Below are 20675 nucleotides of genomic sequence, written 5' to 3' on the forward strand. Positions count from 1 at the left end.
TGCGGCAGGCTGTCCCCATGGCCAGCACGCAGTCGACCCGGGTACGCAGGGCCGTGCAGCGCTATGCCAAGGAGCGGGAGCGCCTCGAGGAGGTCACCGACGCCTACGTGGCCCTGGTGACCCGGCTGCTCGACGACGCGGGCATCAACTACCTCACGGTGACGGGTCGGACGAAGTCGGTGGAGTCGTTCGCCGCCAAGGCCGCCCGACGGCTCCAGGGCGGCCGGTTGGCGCACCCCAAGCCGCTCACCGACATCACCGACCAGGTCGGCGTCCGCGTCGTGACCTATGTGCTGGCCGACGTCGACGCGGTGGCCCAGCTGCTCTCCTCCCAGCTCGAGGTCCGCGAGGACCGGGACATGGGTCGGGAGACCGCACAGGAGGGGAGGTTCGGGTACTCGAGCCGGCACCTGCTCGTGGCCCTCGGCGAGGACCGCGACGAGGCCGGCATCCCGGCCGACCGTCCGGCGTCGGTGCAGATCCGCACCGTGCTCCAGCACGCGTGGGCCGAGTTCGAGCACGACGTGCGCTACAAGGGGTCGGTGCCGGCCGAGCACGCTCCCGACTTCGACCGACGGTTCACGCTCGCGGCGGGGCTGCTCGAGCTGGCCGACCAGCAGTTCTCCGCGATCCGCGACCGTCACCGCGAGGAGCTCACCTCACCGGCCGAGGGTGCCGATGACGACCCGCGGATCAGCGCGACCGACCTCGCGGCCTTCCTCGCGGGGCAGTTCGCCGACGCCGGGTGGTCGCGCACCGACCACTACGCGTGGATCAGCGGGCTGCTGCTCGAGCTGGGCATCGGCTCGCTCTCCGAGCTGCGGGAGGTGCTGCGTGAGGTCGACATCGCGCAGATCGACCGCCACATGGGCTACCGCTACCCACCGGGCGCCGTCCGGCGCCTCGACGACGCCCTCCTGTCGGTCTACCGCGAGCGCTACGTCGGGCTGCACGGCAATGCCCACCGGGTGCCGCTGCTGCGCGCGAGGCTGGCGCGCTTCACGGGCTAACGTCGGGACATGACCCTGCACCTGTACCAGCTGTCGGTCGATGCCCACGACCACGCCGCGCTCGCCCGGTGGTGGGCCGACGTCCTCGGCTGGCGGATCGGGTACGAGGACGAGTACGAGTGCAATGTCGTGCCGCCCGAGCACGCCGAGGACCCGGTCGACGACGCCGCGACCTGGCAGACGCTGCGCACCTCCCTCGTCTTCGCCCCCGTCCCGGAGGGCAAGACGGTGAAGAACCGCCTGCACATCGACCTCGCCCCGCACATCGACCAGGACCGTGACGCCGAGATCGAGGCGCTCCTGGCGAAGGGGGCGACCCTCGCCGACGTCGGCCAGGACGACGACGTCACGTGGACCGTGCTCGCCGACCCGGAGGGCAACGAGTTCTGCGTGCTGTCCTCGCGCGACCGGTGAGCGGCCGGTGAGCGGGCAGCGACCGGCGTCCGGGCCGGCGACCGTCGAGGAGGTGCTCGAGGGGCTGCGGGTGGTGACCCTGCCCCTGGGCATCCGGTTCCGCGGCGTCACCGAGCGCGAGGTGGCGCTCGTGCGGGGTCCGGTCGGGTGGGGGGAGTTCGCTCCCTTCGTCGAGTACGGACCGCAGGAGTCGGCCCGGTGGCTGGACGCCGCGCTCGAGGCCGCCTGGCAGGGGTGGCCGGAGCCCGTCCGCGGCGAGGTCCCGGTCAACGCCACCGTGCCCGCCGTCCCCGCGGCGGACGTGCCCGCCGTCCTCGCGCGCTACGACGGGTGCACGACGGCCAAGGTCAAGGTCGCTGAGCGCGGTCAGGGTGAGCGCGACGACATCGACCGCGTCGCCGCCGTCCGCGACGTCATGGGAGCGCACGCGCGCATCCGGGTCGACGCCAACGGCGGGTGGTCGCTCACGCAGGCGGCCGACATCCTGGCGGCGCTGGCCCCCTTCGACCTGGAGTACGCGGAGCAGCCGTGCGCCGACGTGCGCGACCTCGCCCGGCTGCGGATCGACCTGGCGCACCAGGGTGTCGACGTCCCGGTCGCGGCCGACGAGTCGATCCGCAAGGCGGAGGACCCGCTCGAGGTCGCGCGGCTGCGCGCTGCCGACGTCATCGTCGTCAAGGTCGCGCCGCTCGGTGGGGTCGCCTGCGCGCTGGACGTGGTCGCCGAGTGCGGGCTGCCGGCCGTCGTCTCCTCCGCCATCGACTCCACCGTCGGCCTGCGGGCCGGGGTCGCGCTCGCTGCGGCCCTGCCCGACCTCGACCACGCGTGCGGGCTGGGCACCGGGGCGCTGCTCACCGCCGATGTCACGACGGAGCCCCTCGTGCCGGTCAGCGGAGCGCTGCCCGTGCGAGAGGTGCGCGTCGACGAGATGTTGCTCGACCGGCACGCGTCGCCGGCGCCGCGGCAGGAGTGGTGGCGAGAGCGGGTCCGCGCCGCCTGGGCGGCTCGCCGCTGAGCTCGTCCACACCCGCCGGCGCCAGCGCGTCGCCGTGCACAGCGGCGAGGAGCCCCGCTCGCACCGGGCCGCGACGCGGTGGGGTGGAGGCATGGACATCGACACCCTGCTCCCCGCCGAGCTGACCGACCTGGCCGTCCGGCTGGAGCGCTGCGCCGGGAGGCTCGACACGTGCGCCGCGCAGGTCCGCGTCGCGACGGCGACGAGCTGGCAGGGAGTGGCCGCCGACCTGCACCGCGACCGGGTCGCGGAGCACGCCGACGACATCGCCGCGCTCGCGGCGGCCGTGCGGCGGGCCGCCGGCCTCGTCCGGGAGCTGGCGGTCACGGTGCAGGCGCGGCTCGACGTCATCGGCACGGTCGACCTGACGGTCGGGCTGGGGCCGGGAGTGCTGCACACGGGACTCCTGCACGCGGGGCTCCTCCACGCGGGACGGCGGCCGTGAGTGGCATCGAGGTGACCGGCGGGGTCGCCGGCCTGTCCGTCGGTCTCACCGAGCTCGAGGACTCGGCCGCCCGGCTGGGCGTCCTGGGCACCGAGCTGGGCGAGATCGCCGTCTCGATCGGGGCCGTGGCCCCCGATCCGCGGCTCGTGCTCGCGGGCCTGCTCGCGCCTCTGGAGCTCGTCGAGGTGGAGCTGGCCCTGCTGGGGTGCTCCGGTCCGACCGGGGTGGCCGCAGCCGCGACGGATGTCGTGGCGACGGCACTCGCGACGACCGCCGCCGTGCGCACCTACCGCGCCGGTGAGACCGCCGTCGAAGCCTTGGCGGACAGCATCGCGACGGGTGCCGGCCGGTGGGTGGGGCGCACCCTGGGTCCCCCGCTCCTCGCCGGGGGGCTGGTGCTGGCGCCCGCCGCGGCCGTCGTCCTCTCCGTCCCGGGAGGCCGGGACGCCGCGCTGGCGGTCGGTCTCGGACTCGGCCGCGAGGTCGACGAGATCCTCCACGACCACCCGTGGCTCGTGCCCGCGGCCGCGGACGGTCTCGACGGGTTGCTCCTCGGGCTCGGCGAGGGAGTGCCCGCCCTCGGGGCATGGCTCGCGTGGCGCAGCGGCCGGGTGGGCGTGCCCTACCCACCGCGCACCCAGCAGGAGGCACTCGGCGTCGTCCTCGCCGCCACGCGGGGCGTCGTCCTCGACGAGTCGGGCCGAGGAGCCCGGCTGACGCCGCACCCGAGCGCGACGGGTCGGGCTCCACGCGGCGTCGCCGACCTCGTCGCCGGTGACGGTCCGACCTCAGGCGCCTCGCGGGTGCGGGTCACCGGCATCCCGCAGCCCGACGGGTCCTGGGCGTGGGTCGTCGACGTGCCGGGGACGCAGACCTTCAGCCCGGAGGCCGGGACCAACCCCTTCGACATGACGAGCAATGTGCTGCACCTCGCCGGCCGGCGGGTGCAGATCATGCAGGCGGTGGTCGACGCGGTCGACGATGCCCGGCGCCGGGCGGGCGACACGGGCCCGCCGCGTGTCCTGCTCGCCGGGCACAGCCAGGGCGGGCTCACCGCGGCGGCGCTTGCGGCGGACCCGGCCTTCCGCCGGCGGCTCGGCGTCACCCACGTGGTGACGAGCGGTGCGCCCGTGGCCTCGCTCGCCGTCCCCGACGAGGTATCAGTGCTGAGCCTGGAGCACACCGAGGACCTCGTGCCCGGGCTAGAGGGCGCCGACAACCCGGACCGTGAGACCTGGGTGACGATCGAGCGCTCCCTCGCCGACGACCTCGGCCCGGACGGTCGGGCGTCCCAGGCCCACGACGACGACCGCTACGCCGAGACCGCGCGTCTCGTCGACGCGAGCGAGGACCCCTCGATCGCTGCGTGGCGGGCGGGGGCCGCCCCCTTCGTCGGGCGGGAGGTGCCCACGGTGACGACCGATTACGACATCGAGCGGAGGTGAGGTCCATGGGCCCGTGACGCCGCAGTGGCAGGATCGGCCGAGTGAACCCCTCGACCGCCGGCGCCCGCGTGCTCCTCGACGAGCTGGTGCGCCTCGGGCTGCGCGAGGTCGTCCTGTGCCCCGGGTCGCGCTCGGCACCGCTGGCCTACGCCGCCCACGAGCTCGAGGCCGCCGGGCGCCTGCGGCTGCACGTGCGGGTGGACGAGCGCAGCGCCGCCTTCGTCGCGTTGGGCCTGGCCAAGACCTCCCGCACCGCAGCCGCAGTGATCACCACGAGCGGGACGGCCGTGGCCAACCTGCACCCGGCCGTGCTCGAGGCGCACCACGGCGCGGTGCCGTTGCTGCTGCTCACCGCCGACCGCCCACCCGAGCTGCGCGGGGTCGGCGCCAACCAGGCGACCGACCAGCCCGGCATGTACGGCGAGCACGTCCGGCTGGCCCTCGAGCTGGAGACGCCCAGCGACCCCGAGCGGCAGGCCGCCGCCTGGCGCACCTCCGCCGCCCGTGCCGTCGCCGCCGCCACGGGCGCGCTCGGTGGTCCCGGGTGCGCCGGGCCCGTCCACCTCGACCTGCCCTACCGCGATCCGCTCGCGCCGAGCACGTCGAGCCCCGCCACCCCCGCGGCCGGCGCTGCATCCCCAGCGCTCGCGGGACGACCCGACGGCGTGCCGTGGGCGACGCTCCCGCAGCCCCTCCCCGTCACGGCCGGCCACGCCGTCCCGCTGGCCCAGGACAGCGGCACCCTCGTCGTGCTCGGCGAGCTGCCCACCGCAGAGCATCGCGCCGCCGCGCTCGCGTGGGCCGCCCACCACGGTGCCCCGGTCGTCGCCGAGCCGGGCCCGGGCACGAGCCCGCTCGTCCTGCCGCACGGGGACCTCCTGCTCACCGCGACCGACTGGGTCGACGCGCACCTGCCCGCGCGGGTGGTCCTCGTGGGGCGCCCCACGCTCGGTCGCTCGGTCCCTGCGCTCACCCGCCGGGCGGATCTGCGCGTCGAGGTCGTGACGACGGGCGAGCCGGGAGCATCCGGCTGGGCCGATGCCACCCACACCGCGGCGGCGGTCCATCCCTTCGCGGCGCTGGCGGTGGAGGGCGAAGGGCGGGAGGTCACCCCCTTCGCCCGCACCTGGCTCGACGCCGGCGCGCGGGTCGCCGCTGCCCTCGCCGCACACGCGGCCGAGTCCGACGCCCTCGACGGTCCGGGTGTGGCCCGGGCGGTCCACGATGCACTGCCGCAGGGGGCCGCGCTCTTCCTGGGCAGCAGCAGCGTCGCCCGTGACGTCGGCCAGCTGCCGCGGGTGCGCGAGGACGTCGAGGTCGTGACGAACCGCGGCCTGGCGGGGATCGACGGGTGCGTCTCGACCGCCGTGGGGCTCGCCCTGTCGCGGACCGCGCCGACGGTGGCAGTGATGGGCGACCTGACCTTCCTCCACGACGCCAACGGCCTGCTCATCGGGCCGGACGAGCCGCGCCCGGACCTCACGATCATCGTGGTCGACGACGACGGGGGCAGCATCTTCGGCACGCTCGAGTACGGCGCCGACGAGCTCGCGGGGCCGATGCGACGCCTGTTCACCACACCCACGGGCACCGACATCGAGGTGCTGTGCGCCGCGCACGGGGTGCCCGCGACGACCGCGACCTCCGTCGACGAGCTGGCCGACCTCGTGCGGCGCCCGAGCACCGGCATCCGGGTGGTCCGGGTCGTCGTCGACGGCGCTGCTCGACGTGGCGACGCGGCCCGGGTGCGCGCGGTGGTCAGGGATGCCCTGGCAGGGGAGGGCTGAACCGGTCCGTCCCGTTGGGATTGACGGTCCCGCTCGCCCGGGTGGGCCGGGTTGCCCCCGGTGGGCCGGGCTACCGCGCATGGGCCGGGACACGAGCCGGCCCATCCCGGGGATCCAGGCCCCGCCCGGCTTTCCCGGCCCGGCCACGCTTTCCCGGCCACTGCCGGGTTGCGCCCGACGCAGCCAGAGCGGGCCGCGCGAGCTCAGCCGCCGAGCGCGGTGCGCATCGGCAGCAGCTTGGCCACCGACTCGGCGACCTCGTCGGCCGCCACGGAGCCGGCGACGATGCCGCAGCCGGCGTAGAGGCGCAGCGACTGCGCGCTCTCGTACCAGCCACACCGCAGCGCGATGCCCCACTCGCCGTCGCCCGAGGCGTCCATCCAGCCGACCGGTCCCGCGTAGCGACCGCGGTCCATCTGCTCGAGCTCGGCGATGACGTCGTCGGCGTCGTGGGTCGGGGTGCCGCACACCGCGGCCGAGGGGTGGAGCGACGCGGCCAGCGCGAGCGAGGTCGACCGGTCATCGACGACACCGGCGACGTCCGTCGCCAGGTGCATGACGTTGTTGAGGTGGAGGACGAAGGGGGACTCCGGCACGTTGATCGACGAGGTGTGCTCGGCGAGGGCGTCGGCGACCGAGCGCACCGCGTACTCGTGCTCCTCGAGATCCTTGCTGCTGCGCGCGAGGGACCCGGCCAGGGCCAGGTCGTGGCTGTCGTCACCGGTGCGGCGGATCGTGCCGGCGAGCACGCGCGAGGTCACCAGGCCGCGCTCCAGTCGCACGAGCATCTCGGGGGTGGCGCCGACGAGGCCGTCGACGGCGAAGACCCACGTCGTGTCGTAGTCCTGGGTGAGCCGGCGCAGCAGCCAGCGGGGGTCGATCCGTCGCCCGGCGCTGGCCTGCACGGCGCGAGCGAGGACGACCTTGTCGAGCCGGCCGGCGTTGATCCGCGCGACGGCCTCCTCGACGGCTCCGGCCCACTGGTCGGCGGTCAGGTCGCGGTCGGCGAAGACCACCTCGCCCGGGTCGGCCGGGGCGGGTTGGCGGGTGAGTGGCTCGTCCGCGGGCGGCACCGTCGCGTCGGTGGTGATCGTCGTGACCCAGGCGAGGTTGCCCCGGCGTCCGACGACGACCTCGGGCACGACGAGGACCGACTCGGTGGTCGAGCGTCGGGAGTAGGCCATCGAGCCGAAGGCGATCGGTCCCGTGCCCGGCTCGTCGACGTCGTCGCGGACGATCGCCTCGGCGGTGACCTCGCGCCACCACTGCTGGGCCCGCTCGAAGCGGTCGGCGCCGGTGGCGCGGAAGGTCGCGACCCGGCCCCAGCCGACGAAGCCCTCGCCCTTGCGCACCCAGGAGACGACGTCACCGGCGTCCTGCGGCTCCGGGAGCAGGGCGAGCAGGTCGCTCACGCGGGGGAGGGGGACGGCGACGGTACGGACGACCAACGCGGGGTGCGGGGTGCCGACGGGCGCGGGTTCGGCGGCGGGCGATGGTGAGCTCATGTCGGGCAACAGCCTACGACCGCGGGTGCGAAGATGAGCACATGAGCCGCGCCACCCTCCAGAAGGACCCCAAGGACGTCGCCGCGATGTTCGACGAGACCGCCGCGAAGTACGACCTGATGAACGACGTGATGTCGCTGGGTCAGACGCGGCTGTGGCGCCGGGCGGTCGTGCGCGCCATCGACCCGCAGCCGGGGGAGCGCATCCTCGACATCGCCGCCGGTCCCGGCTCGTCGTCGATCCCGCTGCGTCAGGCGGGTGCGCAGGTCGCCTCGGCCGACTTCTCCTTGGGGATGCTGCGCCAGGGCCTCAAGCAGAGCCCGCACCTGCACTTCACCGCCGCCGACGCGACCCGACTGCCCTTCGCCGACGCGTCCTTCGACGTGGTGACGATGTCCTTCGGCTTCCGCAACGTCGTCGAGCCCGACGTCGCCCTGCGCGAGTTCCTGCGGGTGACGCGCCCGGGTGGGCGGCTGCTCATCTGCGAGTTCAGCCAGCCGACCAACCGCGTCTTCCGCACGGTCTACTCCGAGTACCTCATGGCGGCCTTCCCGCCCGTGGCGCGCCGGCTGAGCTCCAACCCCGAGTCCTACGTCTACCTCGCCGAGTCCATCCAGAGCTGGCCTGCCCAGCAGCCGCTCGCCGAGCGCATCGCGGCCGCGGGCTGGGGCGAGGTGGAGTGGAGCAACCTGACGGGTGGAGTCGTGGCTTTGCACCGAGCGACCAAGGCGTAGACCCCCTTCGCTCAGGTTAGGTCACCCTTGGTGACGCGCCTCTCCTACTGGGAAGTACGCTGCCGGGCGATCGTGAAATCCTTCACAAGCAGCTGAGGAAACACTCGTGACCACTGCACTGCCCGCGGCCGACGGAGACCGTGACGTCGACGTCATCGTCGTCGGTGCCGGACCCGGCGGTAGCGCCACCGCCGCGTGGCTGGCCAAGGCCGGCAAGGACGTCGTCCTGCTGGAGAAGTCGCGCTTCCCGCGCGACAAGATCTGTGGCGACGGCCTGACGCCCCGCGCGGTGCGTCAGCTGATCAACCTCGGCATCCCTTTGTCGGAGACCGACGGCTGGGCGCACAACAAGGGCCTGCGGATCATCGGCGGCGGCATGCGGCTGCAGCTGGACTGGCCCGACGTCACCTCCTTCCCCGGGTACGGCATGGTCCGGGCCCGTGCGGACCTCGACGAGGTCCTCGCCCGCCACGCGGCGGCGAGTGGCGCGGAGCTGCTCGAGGGCCGCAACGTGTCCGAGCCGATCCGTGACGAAGGGGGCCGGATCGTCGGCGTCGTCGCGAAGGTCGTCGACGAGCGCGGTCGCGCGACGGGGGAGCGCGAGACCTACCGGGCGCCCGTCGTCGTCGCGGCGGACGGCGTCTCCTCCCGGCTGTCGGTGAAGATGGGCCGCGAGAAGCGCGAGGACCGGCCGATGGCCGTCGCCGTGCGCGCCTACTACGAGACGCCGCGCCACGAGGACGAGTACCTCGAGAGCCACCTCGAGCTGTGGTCCACGACGCCCGAAGGGGGGCGCATCCTCATGCCGGGCTACGGCTGGCTCTTCGGGCTGGGGGACGGGCGCTCCAACATCGGGCTCGGCGTGCTCAACACCTCCGAGGCCTTCGGTCGCACCGACTACAAGGACGTCATGCGGCGGTGGGTCGAGACGATGCCGGCCGAGTGGGGCATCAACGAGGGCACGATCACCGGCGAGATCACCGCGGCCGCGTTGCCGATGGCCTTCAACCGCCAGCCGCTGTACGCCGACGGCCTGATGCTCGTCGGCGACGCCGGCGGCATGGTCAACCCCTTCAACGGCGAGGGCATCGACTACGCCCTCGAGGCCGGCCACGCGGCGGCCGAGACGATCGTCCAGGCACTGGCCCGCCCGACGGCGGCCGACCGCGAGCGGGTGCTCCTGTCGTACGTCGACCGGATGAAGGCCATGCACGGCGGCTACTTCACCCTCGGTGCGCAGTTCGCCAAGCTCATCGGTCGGCCGGAGATCATGCGCCTGGCGACGAAGTACGGCCTGCCGCGGCAGACCCTCATGAAGTTCATGCTCAAGCTCATGGCCAACCTGCCGGAGGAGAAGGGCGGCGGTCTCGACGACCGGCTCGTCCAGCTCATGACCAAGGTGGCTCCCAATGCCTGAGCCCACTGTCGACGTGGCCCGGATCACCTCTAGGATCGGGGATGGCGTGCATCACACTTCAGAAAGCGAGGCGCAGCGATGAACCCGTACATCCCGCTGCTCATCCTCTTCGCGCTCGGCCTCGGCTTCGCGCTCGTGTCCGTCGGCACGAGCCTGGTGGCCGGCCCGGCCCGGTACAACGCAGCCAAGGCACAGGCCTACGAGTGCGGCATCCAGCCCACGCCACAGGCCGCCGAGGGCGGCCGCTTCCCGGTCAAGTACTACCTGACCGCGATGCTGTTCATCATCTTCGACATCGAGGCGCTCTTCCTCTACCCCTTCGCCGTCGCCTTCGACGAGCTCGGGGCCTTCACCCTCGGTGCCGTGGTGCTTTTCCTGTTCAACGCGTTCTTCATCGCCGATGCCTACGTGTGGCGTCGCGGTGGGTTCGAGTGGGACTGACGAGGACGGATCTGACATGGGTATCGAGGAGAAGCTGCCTGCGGGCATCGCCCTGACGACCGTGGAGAACCTTGCGGGCTACATGCGCAAGGCCTCCATCTGGCCGGCCACCTTCGGCCTGGCCTGCTGCGCCATCGAGATGATGGCCGTCGGGACACCGCACTACGACCTGGCCCGCTTCGGCATGGAGCGCTTCGCCGCGACGCCGCGGCAGGCCGACCTGATGATCGTCGCCGGCCGGGTGAGCAACAAGATGGCCCCCGTCGTGCGCCAGGTCTACGACCAGATGGCCAACCCCAAGTGGGTCATCTCGATGGGCGTGTGCGCCAGCTCCGGCGGCATGTTCAACAACTACGCGATCGTCCAGGGCGTCGACCACATCATCCCGGTCGACATCTACCTGCCCGGCTGCCCGCCGCGGCCGGAGATGCTGCTCAACGCGATCATCACCCTGCATGAGCAGATCCAGAGCACCCCGCTCGGCGTCAACCGCGTCGCCGCCGCCCGCGCGGCGGAGAAGGCGGCGCTCGGCGCCACCCCGACGGAGCTGCAGCCCCCGACGCACGACCACGAGGGCCTGCTCGGAAGGAACCTGCTGGCATGAGCGACGCCGACAAGCCCGCAGAGGGCCAGGTCGACCAGCCCCGGCCCGAGGGTGTCCACCCCCAGGGTCCGGGCCTCGGCGGCACGGCCAACAAGGGCTTCCCCTCCACCGAGGGCCTCACCGGCGGCAACCGCCCGGTCGAGTACTCCAACGTCGAGGGCGAGCCCGCCGACGGCGAGGTCGACCCCGAGCACGCCCCCGTGGTGCGCGACCAGCGACGCGGCATGTTCGGCTCCACCGCGGGCCAGGACACCTCCGGCTACGGCGGCCTGCAGCGGACCATCGCCTTCCCCGGTGCGGCCGAGCGCCCCTACGGCGGCTGGTACGACGAGGTCGTCGACCGGCTCGCCGACGCGACCGGCGGTGACCTGCTCGAGCGCGTCGTCGTCCACGCCGACGAGCTGACCCTGCACGTGCGCCGTGAGGACCTGCCGGTCGTCATGCGCGCCCTGCGCGACCGCCCCGACCTGCGCTTCGAGATGTGCATGTCGGTCTCGGGCGTGCACTTCCCGCAGGACGTAGGCGCCGAGCTGCACGTCGCCTACCACCTGCTGTCGATCACCCACGGCGGGCGCCGCCTGCGGGTCGAGGTCACGGCCCCCGACAGCGACCCGCACATCCCGAGCGTCGTCGGCACCTACCCGGCCGCCGACTGGCACGAGCGCGAGACCTGGGACATGTTCGGCGTCGTCTTCGACGGACACCCGGCGCTCACCCGCATCCTCATGCCCGACGACTGGGCCGGGCACCCGCAGCGCAAGGACTACCCGCTGGGTGGCATCCCCGTGGAGTACAAGGGCGGCACCGTACCGCCGCCCGACGAGCGGAGGTCGTACAACTGATGGCTCGCACGCAGACGCACCCGGCCGGAGTGCACGCCACGCCCGGCGCCGACGACCTCGCCGAGGGCCACGTCGTCAACGTCCAGGGCGGTGACTGGGATCAGGAGATGGGCGAGCTCGGGATGAACCCCGAGGAGCGCATCATCCTCAACATGGGTCCGCAGCACCCCTCGACCCACGGCGTGCTCCGGCTCATCCTCGAGCTTGACGGCGAGACGGTGACCGAGGCCCGCGCGGGCATCGGCTACCTCCACACCGGCATCGAAAAGAACATGGAGTTCCGCACCTGGACGCAGGGGGTCACCTTCTGCACCCGGATGGACTACCTCACCCCGATGTTCCAGGAGGCGGCCTACTGCCTCGCGATCGAAAAGGTCCTGGGCATCACCGACGACATCCCCGAGCGGGCCAGCGCGATCCGCGTGCTCATGATGGAGCTCACCCGCATCTCCAGCCACCTGATCTGCCTCGGCACCGGCGGCATGGAGATGGGCGCGACGACGATCATGACGATCGGCTTCCGCGAGCGTGAGCGGATCCTGTCGGTCATCGAGAACATCACCGGCCTGCGGATGAACAACGCCTACATCCGTCCCGGCGGTGTCGCCCAGGACCTGCCCCACGGCGCGATCGACAAGATCCGCGAGATGGTCCCGCAGGTGCGCAAGGGCATCGGCGAGCTCGAGAAGCTCCTGCTGGAGAACCCGATCCTCAAGGGCCGCACCAAGGACGTCGGCGTCCTGTCGCTCACCGGCTGCACGGCTCTGGGCATCACCGGCCCGGTGCTGCGCTCGACCGGCCTGCCGCACGACCTGCGCAAGCTCACGCCCTACTGCGGCTACGAGAAGTACGACTTCGAGGTCATCACCCGTACCGGCGCCGATGCCTACGACCGGCTGTGCATCCGCCTCGACGAGATGCGCGAGAGCCTGAAGATCATCGAGCAGGTCACCGACGAGCTGCAGCGCAACCCCGGCGAGACGATGGTCGCCGACAAGCGCATCGCCTGGCCGGCGAAGCTCGCGGTCGGCGGCGACGGCCAGGGCAACAGCCTCGACCACATCCGCGAGATCATGGGCACCTCGATGGAGTCGCTCATCCACCACTTCAAGCTCGTCACCGAGGGCTTCCGGGTGCCGCCCGGCCAGGCCTACGTCGGGATCGAGTCGCCGAAGGGGGAGCTGGGCTGCCACGTCGTCGCCGACGGCGGCACCCGCCCCTACCGGGCCCACTTCCGGGACCCGAGCTTCAACAACCTGCAGGCCGTCGCGGCCATGTGCGAAGGGGGCAACCTCGCCGACGTCATCGTCGCCGTCGCCTCCATCGACCCGGTGATGGGAGGAGTGGACCGCTGATGTCCTCCAACTTTGGTGAGCAGACCGCCTCCGGGCACCTGCACGTGCCCTCGGAGAGCAAGGAGCCATACCCCACGGACGTGCTCGAGCAGCTGTCGGTCGACGCCGAGGCCGTCATCGCCCGCTACCCGCAGAAGCGCTCGGCCCTGCTGCCGCTGCTGCACCTCGTGCAGAGCGTCGACGGGTACATCACCGGCCGTGGCATCGACTTCTGCGCCCGCACCCTCGACCTGACGACGGCCGAGGTCTCGGGCGTGGCCACCTTCTACACCCAGTACAAGCGCCACCCCAACGGCGACTACACCGTCGGCGTCTGCACCAACACGCTGTGCGCGGTCATGGGCGGCGACGAGATCTGGGAGACCGTCAGCGAGCACCTGGGCATCGGTCACGACGAGACGACCGAGGACGGCAAGATCACCCTCGAGCGCATCGAGTGCAATGCCGCCTGTGACTACGCCCCGGTCGTCATGACCAACTGGGAGTTCTTCGACAACCAGACCCCGGACTCGACCCTCCGGCTCGTCGACGACCTGCGCTCGGGCGCACCGGTCGCCCCGACGCGCGGTCCGAGCCGGGTCTGCACCTTCAAGCAGGTCTCCCGCGTCCTCGCCGGGTTCTCCGACGGACTCGCCGACGAGGGCGTCGGGGCCGGAGCCGCCTCCCTTCGCGGGGTGGAGCTGGCGCGACGCGAAGGGTGGACCGCTCCCGGTGAGGAGGGCGCGGCCGACACCGCGACCGACACCGCACCCGACGCCGCCGGCCAGTCCGTCGACGGCCTGGCCGCAGGCCAGCACGACTCGATCGACACCCCGGCCAACGAGCCCGACGAGCGGCCCGGTGGGCAGGACGCCCAGGAGCAGGCGGAGCGCCGTCCTGGGGTGCGAGGGACGAGCCTCGAAGGGGAGGACCGCACGTGACCACGCTGACCCCGATCCTCACGAAGTTCTGGGACCACCCGCAGTCGTGGACCCTGGCGACCTACGAGGACAACGACGGCTACGCCGCGCTGCGTGACGCCCTCAAGGGCGACCCGGCGGACCTCGTCCAGGCGACCAAGGACTCCGGCCTGCGCGGCCGCGGCGGCGCCGGCTTCCCGACCGGCATGAAGTGGGGCTTCCTGCCCCCGCCGGACGGCGGCCCCCGCTACCTCGTCGTCAACGCCGACGAGTCCGAGCCGGGCACGTGCAAGGACATCCCGCTGCTCATGGCGGCCCCGCACTTCCTCGTCGAGGGCGTGGCCATCACGAGCTTCGCCATCGGCTGCAACCACGCCTTCATCTACCTGCGCGGCGAGGTCGTGCACGTCTACCGCCGCCTGCTGCGCGCGGTCGAGGAGGCCTACGCGGCCGGCTACCTCGGCAAGGACATCATGGGCACCGGCTTCGACCTGGACGTCACCGTCCACGCCGGCGCCGGCGCCTACATCTGCGGCGAGGAGACCGCGCTGCTCGACTCCCTCGAGGGGCGACGCGGACAACCCCGTCTCAAGCCCCCCTTCCCCGCGGTCGCCGGTCTGTACGCCCGACCGACGGTCGTCAACAACGTCGAGTCCATCGCCTCCGTGCCCGTCATCGTGCGCAAGGGCGCCGAGTGGTTCTCCGACATGGGCACCGAGAAGTCGCAGGGCTTCGGCATCTTCTCCCTCTCGGGGCACGTGAAGAACCCCGGCCAGTACGAGGCGCCCCTGGGCATCACGCTGCGCGAGCTGATCGACATGGCCGGCGGCATGCGCGACCCCAACCACCCGCTGAAGTTCTGGACTCCCGGTGGCTCGTCCACGCCGATCTTCACCGACCAGCACCTCGACGTGCCGCTCGACTTCGAGTCCGTCGCGGCCAACGGCTCGATGCTCGGCACCCGCGCGCTGCAGATCTTCGACGACACCGTCTCGGTCGTGCGCGCGGTGAGCCGGTGGACCGACTTCTACAAGCACGAGTCCTGCGGCAAGTGCACCCCGTGCCGCGAGGGCACGTGGTGGCTCGCCCAGATCCTCGAGCGCATCGAGCACGGCCGGGGCACCCCCGAGGACATCGACAAGCTCGTCGACATCTGCGACAACATCCTGGGCCGCTCCTTCTGCGCCCTCGGTGACGGCGCGACGAGCCCGATCACCTCGGCGGTGAAGTACTTCCGCGAGGAGTTCGAGGCCGGCTGCCACACGCCGGCCGCGGAGCTCTTCCCGCCCGCCGCCTCGACGCTCTTCGCCAAGGAGCAGAACACGATGGTGACCGCATGAGCGTCACGGACAAGCCTGAGCAGACCCAGGGGCAGACACCGCCGGAGCTGGTCGACGTGACCATCGACGGGGTCGCCGTCTCCGTCCCGAAGAACACCCTCGTCATCCGCGCGGCGGAGCAGGCCGGGATCGAGATCCCGCGCTTCTGCGACCACCCGCTGCTCGAGCCGGTCGGCGCCTGCCGCCAGTGCCTCGTCGAGGTGGCCACGCCCGACCGCGAGGGCAACGTCAAGCCGATGCCCAAGCCGCAGGCCAGCTGCACCATGACGGTCAGCCCCGGCATGCAGGTGCGCACCCAGCACACCTCGGCCGTCGCCGACAAGGCGCAGCAGGGCGTCATGGAGCTGCTCCTCATCAACCACCCGCTCGACTGCCCCGTCTGCGACAAGGGCGGCGAGTGCCCCCTGCAGAACCAGTCGATGACCAACGGCCGGGCCACCTCGCGCTTCGAGGACGTCAAGCGCACCTACCCCAAGCCGATCAACATCTCCTCGCAGGTCCTCCTCGACCGCGAGCGGTGCGTGCTCTGCGCGCGCTGCACCCGCTTCTCCGACCAGGTCGCCGGCGACCCCTTCATCGCGCTCGTCGAGCGGGGTGCCCTGCAGCAGGTCGGTATCTACGAGGAGCAGCCCTTCGAGTCCTACTTCTCCGGCAACACCGTGCAGATCTGCCCGGTGGGTGCCCTGACGGGCGCGGCGTACCGGTTCCGCTCGCGCCCCTTCGACCTCGTCTCGACCCCGGACGTGTGCGAGCACTGCGCCGACGGGTGCTCCATCCGCACCGACCACCGCCGCGGCACCGTCCTGCGGCGCATGGCGGGCAATGACCCGCAGGTCAACGAGGAGTGGAACTGTGACAAGGGCCGCTGGGCCTTCACCCACGCCAGCCTGGGTGACCGCTTCGAGTTCCCGATGGTGCGTGACGAAGGGGGCGACCTGCGGGTCGTCTCGTGGCAGGAGGCCCTGCACGCCGCCGCGACCGGCCTGCGCGCCGCGCAGGAGCACGGTGTGCTCGTCGGCGGTCGAGTGGGCGTCGAGGACGCCCACGCCTACGCGACCTTCGCCCGCTCGGTGCTGCGCACCGACAACATCGACCACCGCGCGCGTCCGCACTCGGCGGACGAGCGCGACTTCCTCCTGCGCCATGTCGCGGGCACCACGCCCGAGACGGGCGGCGTGACCCACGAGGAGATCGAGCGCGCCGGCTCGGTGCTCCTCCTCGGCCTGGAGCCGGAGGAGGAGAGCCCGATCCTCTTCCTGCGCCTGCGCAAGGGCTACCGCAAGGCCAAGACCGCCGTGTACTCCGTCGCGCCGCTGGCCACCCGCGGTCTCGACAAGCTCGGCGGCACCCTCATCCCGTCCGCCCCCGGTACCGAGACCGAGGTCATCTCCGCCCTCACCGGCGAGATCGGCCCGGGCGAGCGCACCGACCCGCTGACCGCCGCGCACGCCGCGCTGCGGGGCGAGCGACCGATCATCCTCGTGGGCGAGCGCCTCGCCACCGTCCCCGGCGCCCTCGCGGCCGCCGCCGAGCTCGCCCGCGAGACGGGCGCGCGGCTGGCCTGGGTCCCGCGTCGGGCGGGGGAGCGCGGCGCGATCGAGGCCGGCTGCCTGCCCGGTGAGGACGGTCTCGACACCGCCGGCATCATCGCCGGCGCCGCCTCGGGCCGCCTCGGTGCCCTCGTCGTCGGCGGCGTCGACGTCGACGACCTCGGCCTGCCCGGGGCACGTGAGGCCGTCGAGCGCGCCTTCGTCGTCTCCCTCGAGATCCGGCCGAGCAGCGTCACCGAGCACGCCGACGTCGTCCTGCCCGTCGCCCCGCACGCCGAGCGCGAGGGTGCCTTCGTCAACTGGGAGGGTCGCGTGCGGCCCTTCGAGCGGTCGCTGGCGACGACGGCCCTGGCGGACCACCGCGTGCTGCACATGCTGGCCGACGAGATGGGCGAGTTCCTCGGCACGCGCACCGTCGCCGAGGCCCGCCGCTCGCTCGAGGCCACGCCGGCCCCGACCGCCTCGGGCTACCCGCTGCGGATCCGCCGCGCCGCCGTCCCGCAGCCGGGTGCCGGCGAGCTCGTGCTCGCGACCTGGCGCCACCTGCTCGACAAGGGTTCGATGCAGGACGGCGAGCCCTTCCTCGCCGGCACGGCCAAGGCGCCGCGCGCCCTGCTCTCGCCGGTCACGGCCCAGGAGATCGGGGTCGCCGCCGGCGACCTGGTCACCGTCAGCGCCGACGACGTGCGGGTCACCGTGCCCGTGCTCATCCACGACATGGTCGACCACGTCGTGTGGTTGCCGACCAACTCCGAGAGCTGTGACCTGCGCAGCCTCGCCGGAGCAGCCGGAGCGATCGTCTCCGTGACGAAGGGTGGTGCGGCATGACCGGGCTCTCGCTCCTCGTCGCTGCTGCGGACAAGCCGGTGGCAGCCGACTTCAGCGACACGCCGCTGTGGCTCACGCTGGTCAAGGCGCTGCTGCTCTTCGTCTACCTGCTGGTGTCGGTGCTGCTCGTCATCTGGTTCGAGCGACGGGTCATCGGCCGGATGCAGCAGCGTCCCGGCCCCAACCGCAACGGCCCCTTCGGCCTGCTGCAGACCCTCGCCGACGGCATGAAGTCGATGCTCAAGGAGGACGTGCGGCCCAAGGGCGCCGACGCCTTCATCTTCACGATCGCCCCGGTGATCTTCGCGTCGATGGCCTTCGTCGCCTTCTCGATCATGCCGCTCGGCGGCATGGTCTGGATGTTCGGTCACCACACGCCACTGCAGCTGACGGACCTGCCGGTCGCCGCCCTTCTCGTCCTCGCGGTCGCGGGTGTCGCCGCCTACGGCATCGTCCTCGGCGGCTGGTCGGCCGGGTCGACCTACCCGCTCCTCGGTGGCCTGCGCGCGACCGCCCAGCTGATCTCCTACGAGATCGCGATGGGCCTGGCCCTCGTCGCCGTCTTCATGTACGCCGGCTCGATGAGCACGAGCGAGATCGTCGCCGCCCAGGCCGACCTGTGGTACATCGTCCCGGCGTGCGTCTCCTTCGTCATCTACGTCATCACGATGGTCGGCGAGACCAACCGCCTGCCCTTCGACCTCGCCGAGGGTGAGGGCGAGATCGTCGGTGGCTACTTCACCGAGTACTCGGGCATGCGCTTCGCGATGTTCTTCCTCGGCGAGTACATCAACATGTTCACCGTCTCGGCGCTCGCCACGACGCTCTTCCTCGGCGGCTGGCAGGCGCCTCCCGGCATCGCCGCGATCGGCGACGGCATGTTCAACACCGGCTGGTGGGGCCTGCTGTGGTTCACCATCAAGCTGTGGATGTTCATGTACTTCTTCGTCTGGCTGCGCGGCACCCTGCCCCGCACCCGGTACGACCAGTTCATGCGCTTCGGCTGGAAGTTCCTCATCCCCGTCACCGTCGCGTGGGTCATCGCCGTGGCCTTCATCCGCGGCGCCGACGCCGGATTCTTCGGTGACGGCACCGTGGCCCTGGGTGGCCTGGAGCTGCCCGTCTCGTCCCTGATCATCGTCGTCGTCCTCGGCGCCATCGTCCTCGGCGCGACGTGGATCTGGGAGACCAAGGTCGAGCAGCGCGCCAAGGCGGCCGAGGAGGCCGCGCAGACGCCGGCCGAGGTCGACCCCTGGGCCGAGGGCTATCCCGTCCCACCGTTGCCCGGGCAGCGCCTCGTCGAGGGGCGCGGCGCGACCGCGATCGACACCAAGCCAGCGACCGAGGAGGAGCAGCGTGGCTGACGATTCCCAGGGAGGGTTCTTCTCCGAGCTCTTCGCCCCCGTGGCCGGGTTCGGCGTGACCTTCGCGACGATGTTCCGCAAGGTCGCCACCCAGGAGTACCCCGAGGTCAAGTGGCCCACCCAGCCGCGGTTCCACGGGCGCCACCAGCTCAACCGGCACCCCGACGGGCTCGAGAAGTGCGTGGGCTGCGAGCTGTGCGCGTGGGCCTGCCCCGCGGACGCGATCTTCGTCCAGGGCGGCGACAACGACGACGAGCGGGGGCTGCGCTTCAGCCCCGGCGAGCGGTACGGGCACATCTACCAGATCAACTATCTGCGCTGCATCTTCTGCGGCCTGTGCATCGAGGCCTGCCCGACGCGGGCCCTGACGATGACCAACGAGTACGAGCTGGCGGACAACAACCGCGCCGACCTGATCTTCACGAAGGAGCAGCTGCTCGCCCCGATGCAGGAGGGGATGCTGCCCGCGCCCCACCCGATGGTCGACGGCATGGAGGAGCGCGACTACTACCAGGGCAAGGTCACGGCGGCCACCGACGAGCAGCGTCGGTGGTTCGAGCAGCACGCCGCCCCGGCCGACGAGAGCGCCGAGACCACGGAGGAGGTCCGATGACCGGCACCGGTGAGGCCGTCGTCTTCTGGGTCCTCAGTGCCGTCGCCGTCCCCGGCGCCCTGGCCCTGCTCTTCGCCCGCAAGGCGGTCCACGCGGCCATCGGCATGGTGACGACGATGATCGTCCTCGGCGTCTTCTACCTCCTGCAGGAGGCGGACTTCCTCGGGGTCGTGCACATCTTCGTCTACACCGGCGCCGTGATGATGCTCTTCCTCTTCGTCGTCATGCTCGTCGGCGTCGACCACTCCGACTCGCTCGTCGAGACGCTCAAGGGGCAGCGGCTGCTCACCCTGCTGCTCTCCGTCGCGGGTGTCGCCCTGCTCTTCGGCGCCATCGGTCGGGTCAGCTACTCCGGCGACCCGTCGCTGGCCGAGGTCAACGCCGACCCCGGCAACGTGGAGGCGATCGCCTACCTGATCTTCGGCAAGTACGTGTGGCTCTTCGAGGTCACGGCCGGCCTGCTGACGGTCGCCGCCCTCGGCGCGATGGTCTTCGCCCACCGTGAGCGGATCATCGCCAAGCCGACGCAGAAGGAATGGATGGAGAAGCGCTTCCGCGAGGGCAAGCACCTCGCCGGTCTGCCGGTCCCCGGTGTCTACGCCCGCCACAACGCGGTCGACACCCCGGCCTTGCTGCCCGACGGCAGCATCTCCGAGCTCTCGCTCAACCGGGTGCTCGTCGCCCGTGACCAGGTCACCACCCCGACCCGGTACACGCAGCTCGAGGATGCCGAGACCACGACCGAAGGGGGGCAGGAGCGATGAACCCGATGAACTACATCTACCTCGCGGTCATCCTCTTCACCATCGGCAGCGCGACCGTCCTGCTGCGACGCAACGCGATCGTCGTCTTCATGGGTGTGGAGCTGATGCTCAACGCCGCCTCGCTCGCCTTCGTCACCTTCGCCCGTATGCACGGGACGATCGAGGGCCAGGTGATCGCCATGTTCGTCATGGTCGTCGCCGCCGCCGAGGTCGTCGTCGGACTGGCCATCATCATGGCCGTCTTCCGTGCCCGCCGGTCGGCCTCGGTCGACGACGCCAACCTGCTCAAGCTGTAAGGAGCCA

At 72.1% G+C, this 20675-nt stretch carries 20 protein-coding genes; 19 read left to right on the top strand and 1 reads right to left on the bottom strand.

Annotated elements, in window-relative coordinates:
• Positions 1-17: 17 nt before the first annotated feature.
• From JAN01S_RS03650 to menD, 6 genes are all read left to right on the top strand, one after another.
• Entirely contained in the window at positions 18-1010 is a 993-nt protein-coding gene (locus JAN01S_RS03650) for a GTP pyrophosphokinase (protein WP_068313842.1), read from the top strand.
• Positions 1011-1019: 9 nt separating this feature from the next.
• A complete protein-coding gene (locus tag JAN01S_RS03655) occupies positions 1020-1424 on the top strand; it encodes a VOC family protein (protein ID WP_068313844.1) in 405 nt (134 codons plus the stop codon).
• Between the two features lie 7 nt (positions 1425-1431).
• Complete coding sequence (locus tag JAN01S_RS03660; protein ID WP_068313847.1) at positions 1432-2439, top strand: o-succinylbenzoate synthase; 1008 nt, start codon at positions 1432-1434, stop codon at positions 2437-2439.
• Between the two features lie 91 nt (positions 2440-2530).
• On the top strand, positions 2531-2884 hold the full coding sequence (locus JAN01S_RS03665; RefSeq protein ID WP_068313850.1) for a hypothetical protein: 354 nt from the start codon (positions 2531-2533) through the stop codon (positions 2882-2884).
• Complete coding sequence (locus tag JAN01S_RS03670) at positions 2881-4329, top strand: hypothetical protein (protein ID WP_068313853.1); 1449 nt, start codon at positions 2881-2883, stop codon at positions 4327-4329. The genes JAN01S_RS03665 and JAN01S_RS03670 overlap by 4 nt, the downstream gene beginning before the upstream one ends.
• A gap of 41 nt (positions 4330-4370) precedes the next feature.
• A complete protein-coding gene (menD, locus tag JAN01S_RS03675) occupies positions 4371-6116 on the top strand; it encodes a 2-succinyl-5-enolpyruvyl-6-hydroxy-3-cyclohexene-1-carboxylic-acid synthase (RefSeq protein WP_068313856.1) in 1746 nt (581 codons plus the stop codon).
• Between the two features lie 203 nt (positions 6117-6319).
• Here the strand turns inward: menD and JAN01S_RS03680 are convergent, their stop codons facing one another.
• Entirely contained in the window at positions 6320-7621 is a 1302-nt protein-coding gene (locus JAN01S_RS03680) for an isochorismate synthase (RefSeq protein WP_068313859.1), read from the bottom strand.
• A gap of 41 nt (positions 7622-7662) precedes the next feature.
• On the opposite strand from JAN01S_RS03680, the gene JAN01S_RS03685 reads away from it, so the two are divergent.
• From JAN01S_RS03685 to nuoK, 13 genes are all read left to right on the top strand, one after another.
• Positions 7663-8355 carry a demethylmenaquinone methyltransferase gene (locus JAN01S_RS03685; protein ID WP_068313861.1) on the top strand — a complete coding sequence of 231 codons (693 nt, stop codon included), beginning with the start codon at positions 7663-7665 and terminating at the stop codon, positions 8353-8355.
• Between the two features lie 106 nt (positions 8356-8461).
• Positions 8462-9772 carry a geranylgeranyl reductase family protein gene (locus JAN01S_RS03690; RefSeq protein WP_068313864.1) on the top strand — a complete coding sequence of 437 codons (1311 nt, stop codon included), beginning with the start codon at positions 8462-8464 and terminating at the stop codon, positions 9770-9772.
• Between the two features lie 78 nt (positions 9773-9850).
• Positions 9851-10213, top strand: coding sequence for an NADH-quinone oxidoreductase subunit A (locus JAN01S_RS03695; protein WP_068313867.1), 363 nt, complete (start codon positions 9851-9853; stop codon positions 10211-10213).
• A gap of 16 nt (positions 10214-10229) precedes the next feature.
• Complete coding sequence (locus JAN01S_RS03700) at positions 10230-10817, top strand: NuoB/complex I 20 kDa subunit family protein (protein ID WP_068313870.1); 588 nt, start codon at positions 10230-10232, stop codon at positions 10815-10817.
• Positions 10814-11659: an NADH-quinone oxidoreductase subunit C gene (locus JAN01S_RS03705; protein ID WP_084360008.1), complete on the top strand. Its 846-nt coding sequence runs from the start codon at positions 10814-10816 to the stop codon at positions 11657-11659. The genes JAN01S_RS03700 and JAN01S_RS03705 overlap by 4 nt, the downstream gene beginning before the upstream one ends.
• On the top strand, positions 11659-13014 hold the full coding sequence (locus JAN01S_RS03710; protein WP_068313874.1) for an NADH-quinone oxidoreductase subunit D: 1356 nt from the start codon (positions 11659-11661) through the stop codon (positions 13012-13014). The genes JAN01S_RS03705 and JAN01S_RS03710 overlap by 1 nt, the downstream gene beginning before the upstream one ends.
• A complete protein-coding gene (gene nuoE, locus JAN01S_RS03715) occupies positions 13014-13934 on the top strand; it encodes an NADH-quinone oxidoreductase subunit NuoE (RefSeq protein WP_068313876.1) in 921 nt (306 codons plus the stop codon). Before JAN01S_RS03710 ends, nuoE begins: the two co-directional genes overlap by 1 nt.
• The gene (nuoF, locus tag JAN01S_RS03720) at positions 13931-15253 is read left to right on the top strand and encodes an NADH-quinone oxidoreductase subunit NuoF (RefSeq protein ID WP_068313881.1); all 1323 of its coding nucleotides are present in this window, start codon (positions 13931-13933) and stop codon (positions 15251-15253) included. Before nuoE ends, nuoF begins: the two co-directional genes overlap by 4 nt.
• Positions 15250-17631: an NADH-quinone oxidoreductase subunit G gene (locus JAN01S_RS03725; protein WP_068313883.1), complete on the top strand. Its 2382-nt coding sequence runs from the start codon at positions 15250-15252 to the stop codon at positions 17629-17631. The genes nuoF and JAN01S_RS03725 overlap by 4 nt, the downstream gene beginning before the upstream one ends.
• On the top strand, positions 17628-18995 hold the full coding sequence (gene nuoH, locus JAN01S_RS03730) for an NADH-quinone oxidoreductase subunit NuoH (protein WP_068313885.1): 1368 nt from the start codon (positions 17628-17630) through the stop codon (positions 18993-18995). Before JAN01S_RS03725 ends, nuoH begins: the two co-directional genes overlap by 4 nt.
• The gene (gene nuoI / locus JAN01S_RS03735; protein WP_068313888.1) at positions 18988-19608 is read left to right on the top strand and encodes an NADH-quinone oxidoreductase subunit NuoI; all 621 of its coding nucleotides are present in this window, start codon (positions 18988-18990) and stop codon (positions 19606-19608) included. The genes nuoH and nuoI overlap by 8 nt, the downstream gene beginning before the upstream one ends.
• Positions 19605-20372, top strand: a complete 768-nt coding sequence (locus JAN01S_RS03740; RefSeq protein ID WP_068313891.1) for an NADH-quinone oxidoreductase subunit J — start codon at positions 19605-19607, stop codon at positions 20370-20372. Before nuoI ends, JAN01S_RS03740 begins: the two co-directional genes overlap by 4 nt.
• Positions 20369-20668, top strand: coding sequence for an NADH-quinone oxidoreductase subunit NuoK (gene nuoK / locus JAN01S_RS03745; protein WP_068313895.1), 300 nt, complete (start codon positions 20369-20371; stop codon positions 20666-20668). Before JAN01S_RS03740 ends, nuoK begins: the two co-directional genes overlap by 4 nt.
• Positions 20669-20675 lie beyond the last annotated feature (7 nt).

The sequence above is a fragment of the Janibacter anophelis NBRC 107843 genome, from assembly GCF_001570945.1.
Taxonomy (GTDB): Bacteria; Actinomycetota; Actinomycetes; order Actinomycetales; family Dermatophilaceae; genus Janibacter; species Janibacter anophelis.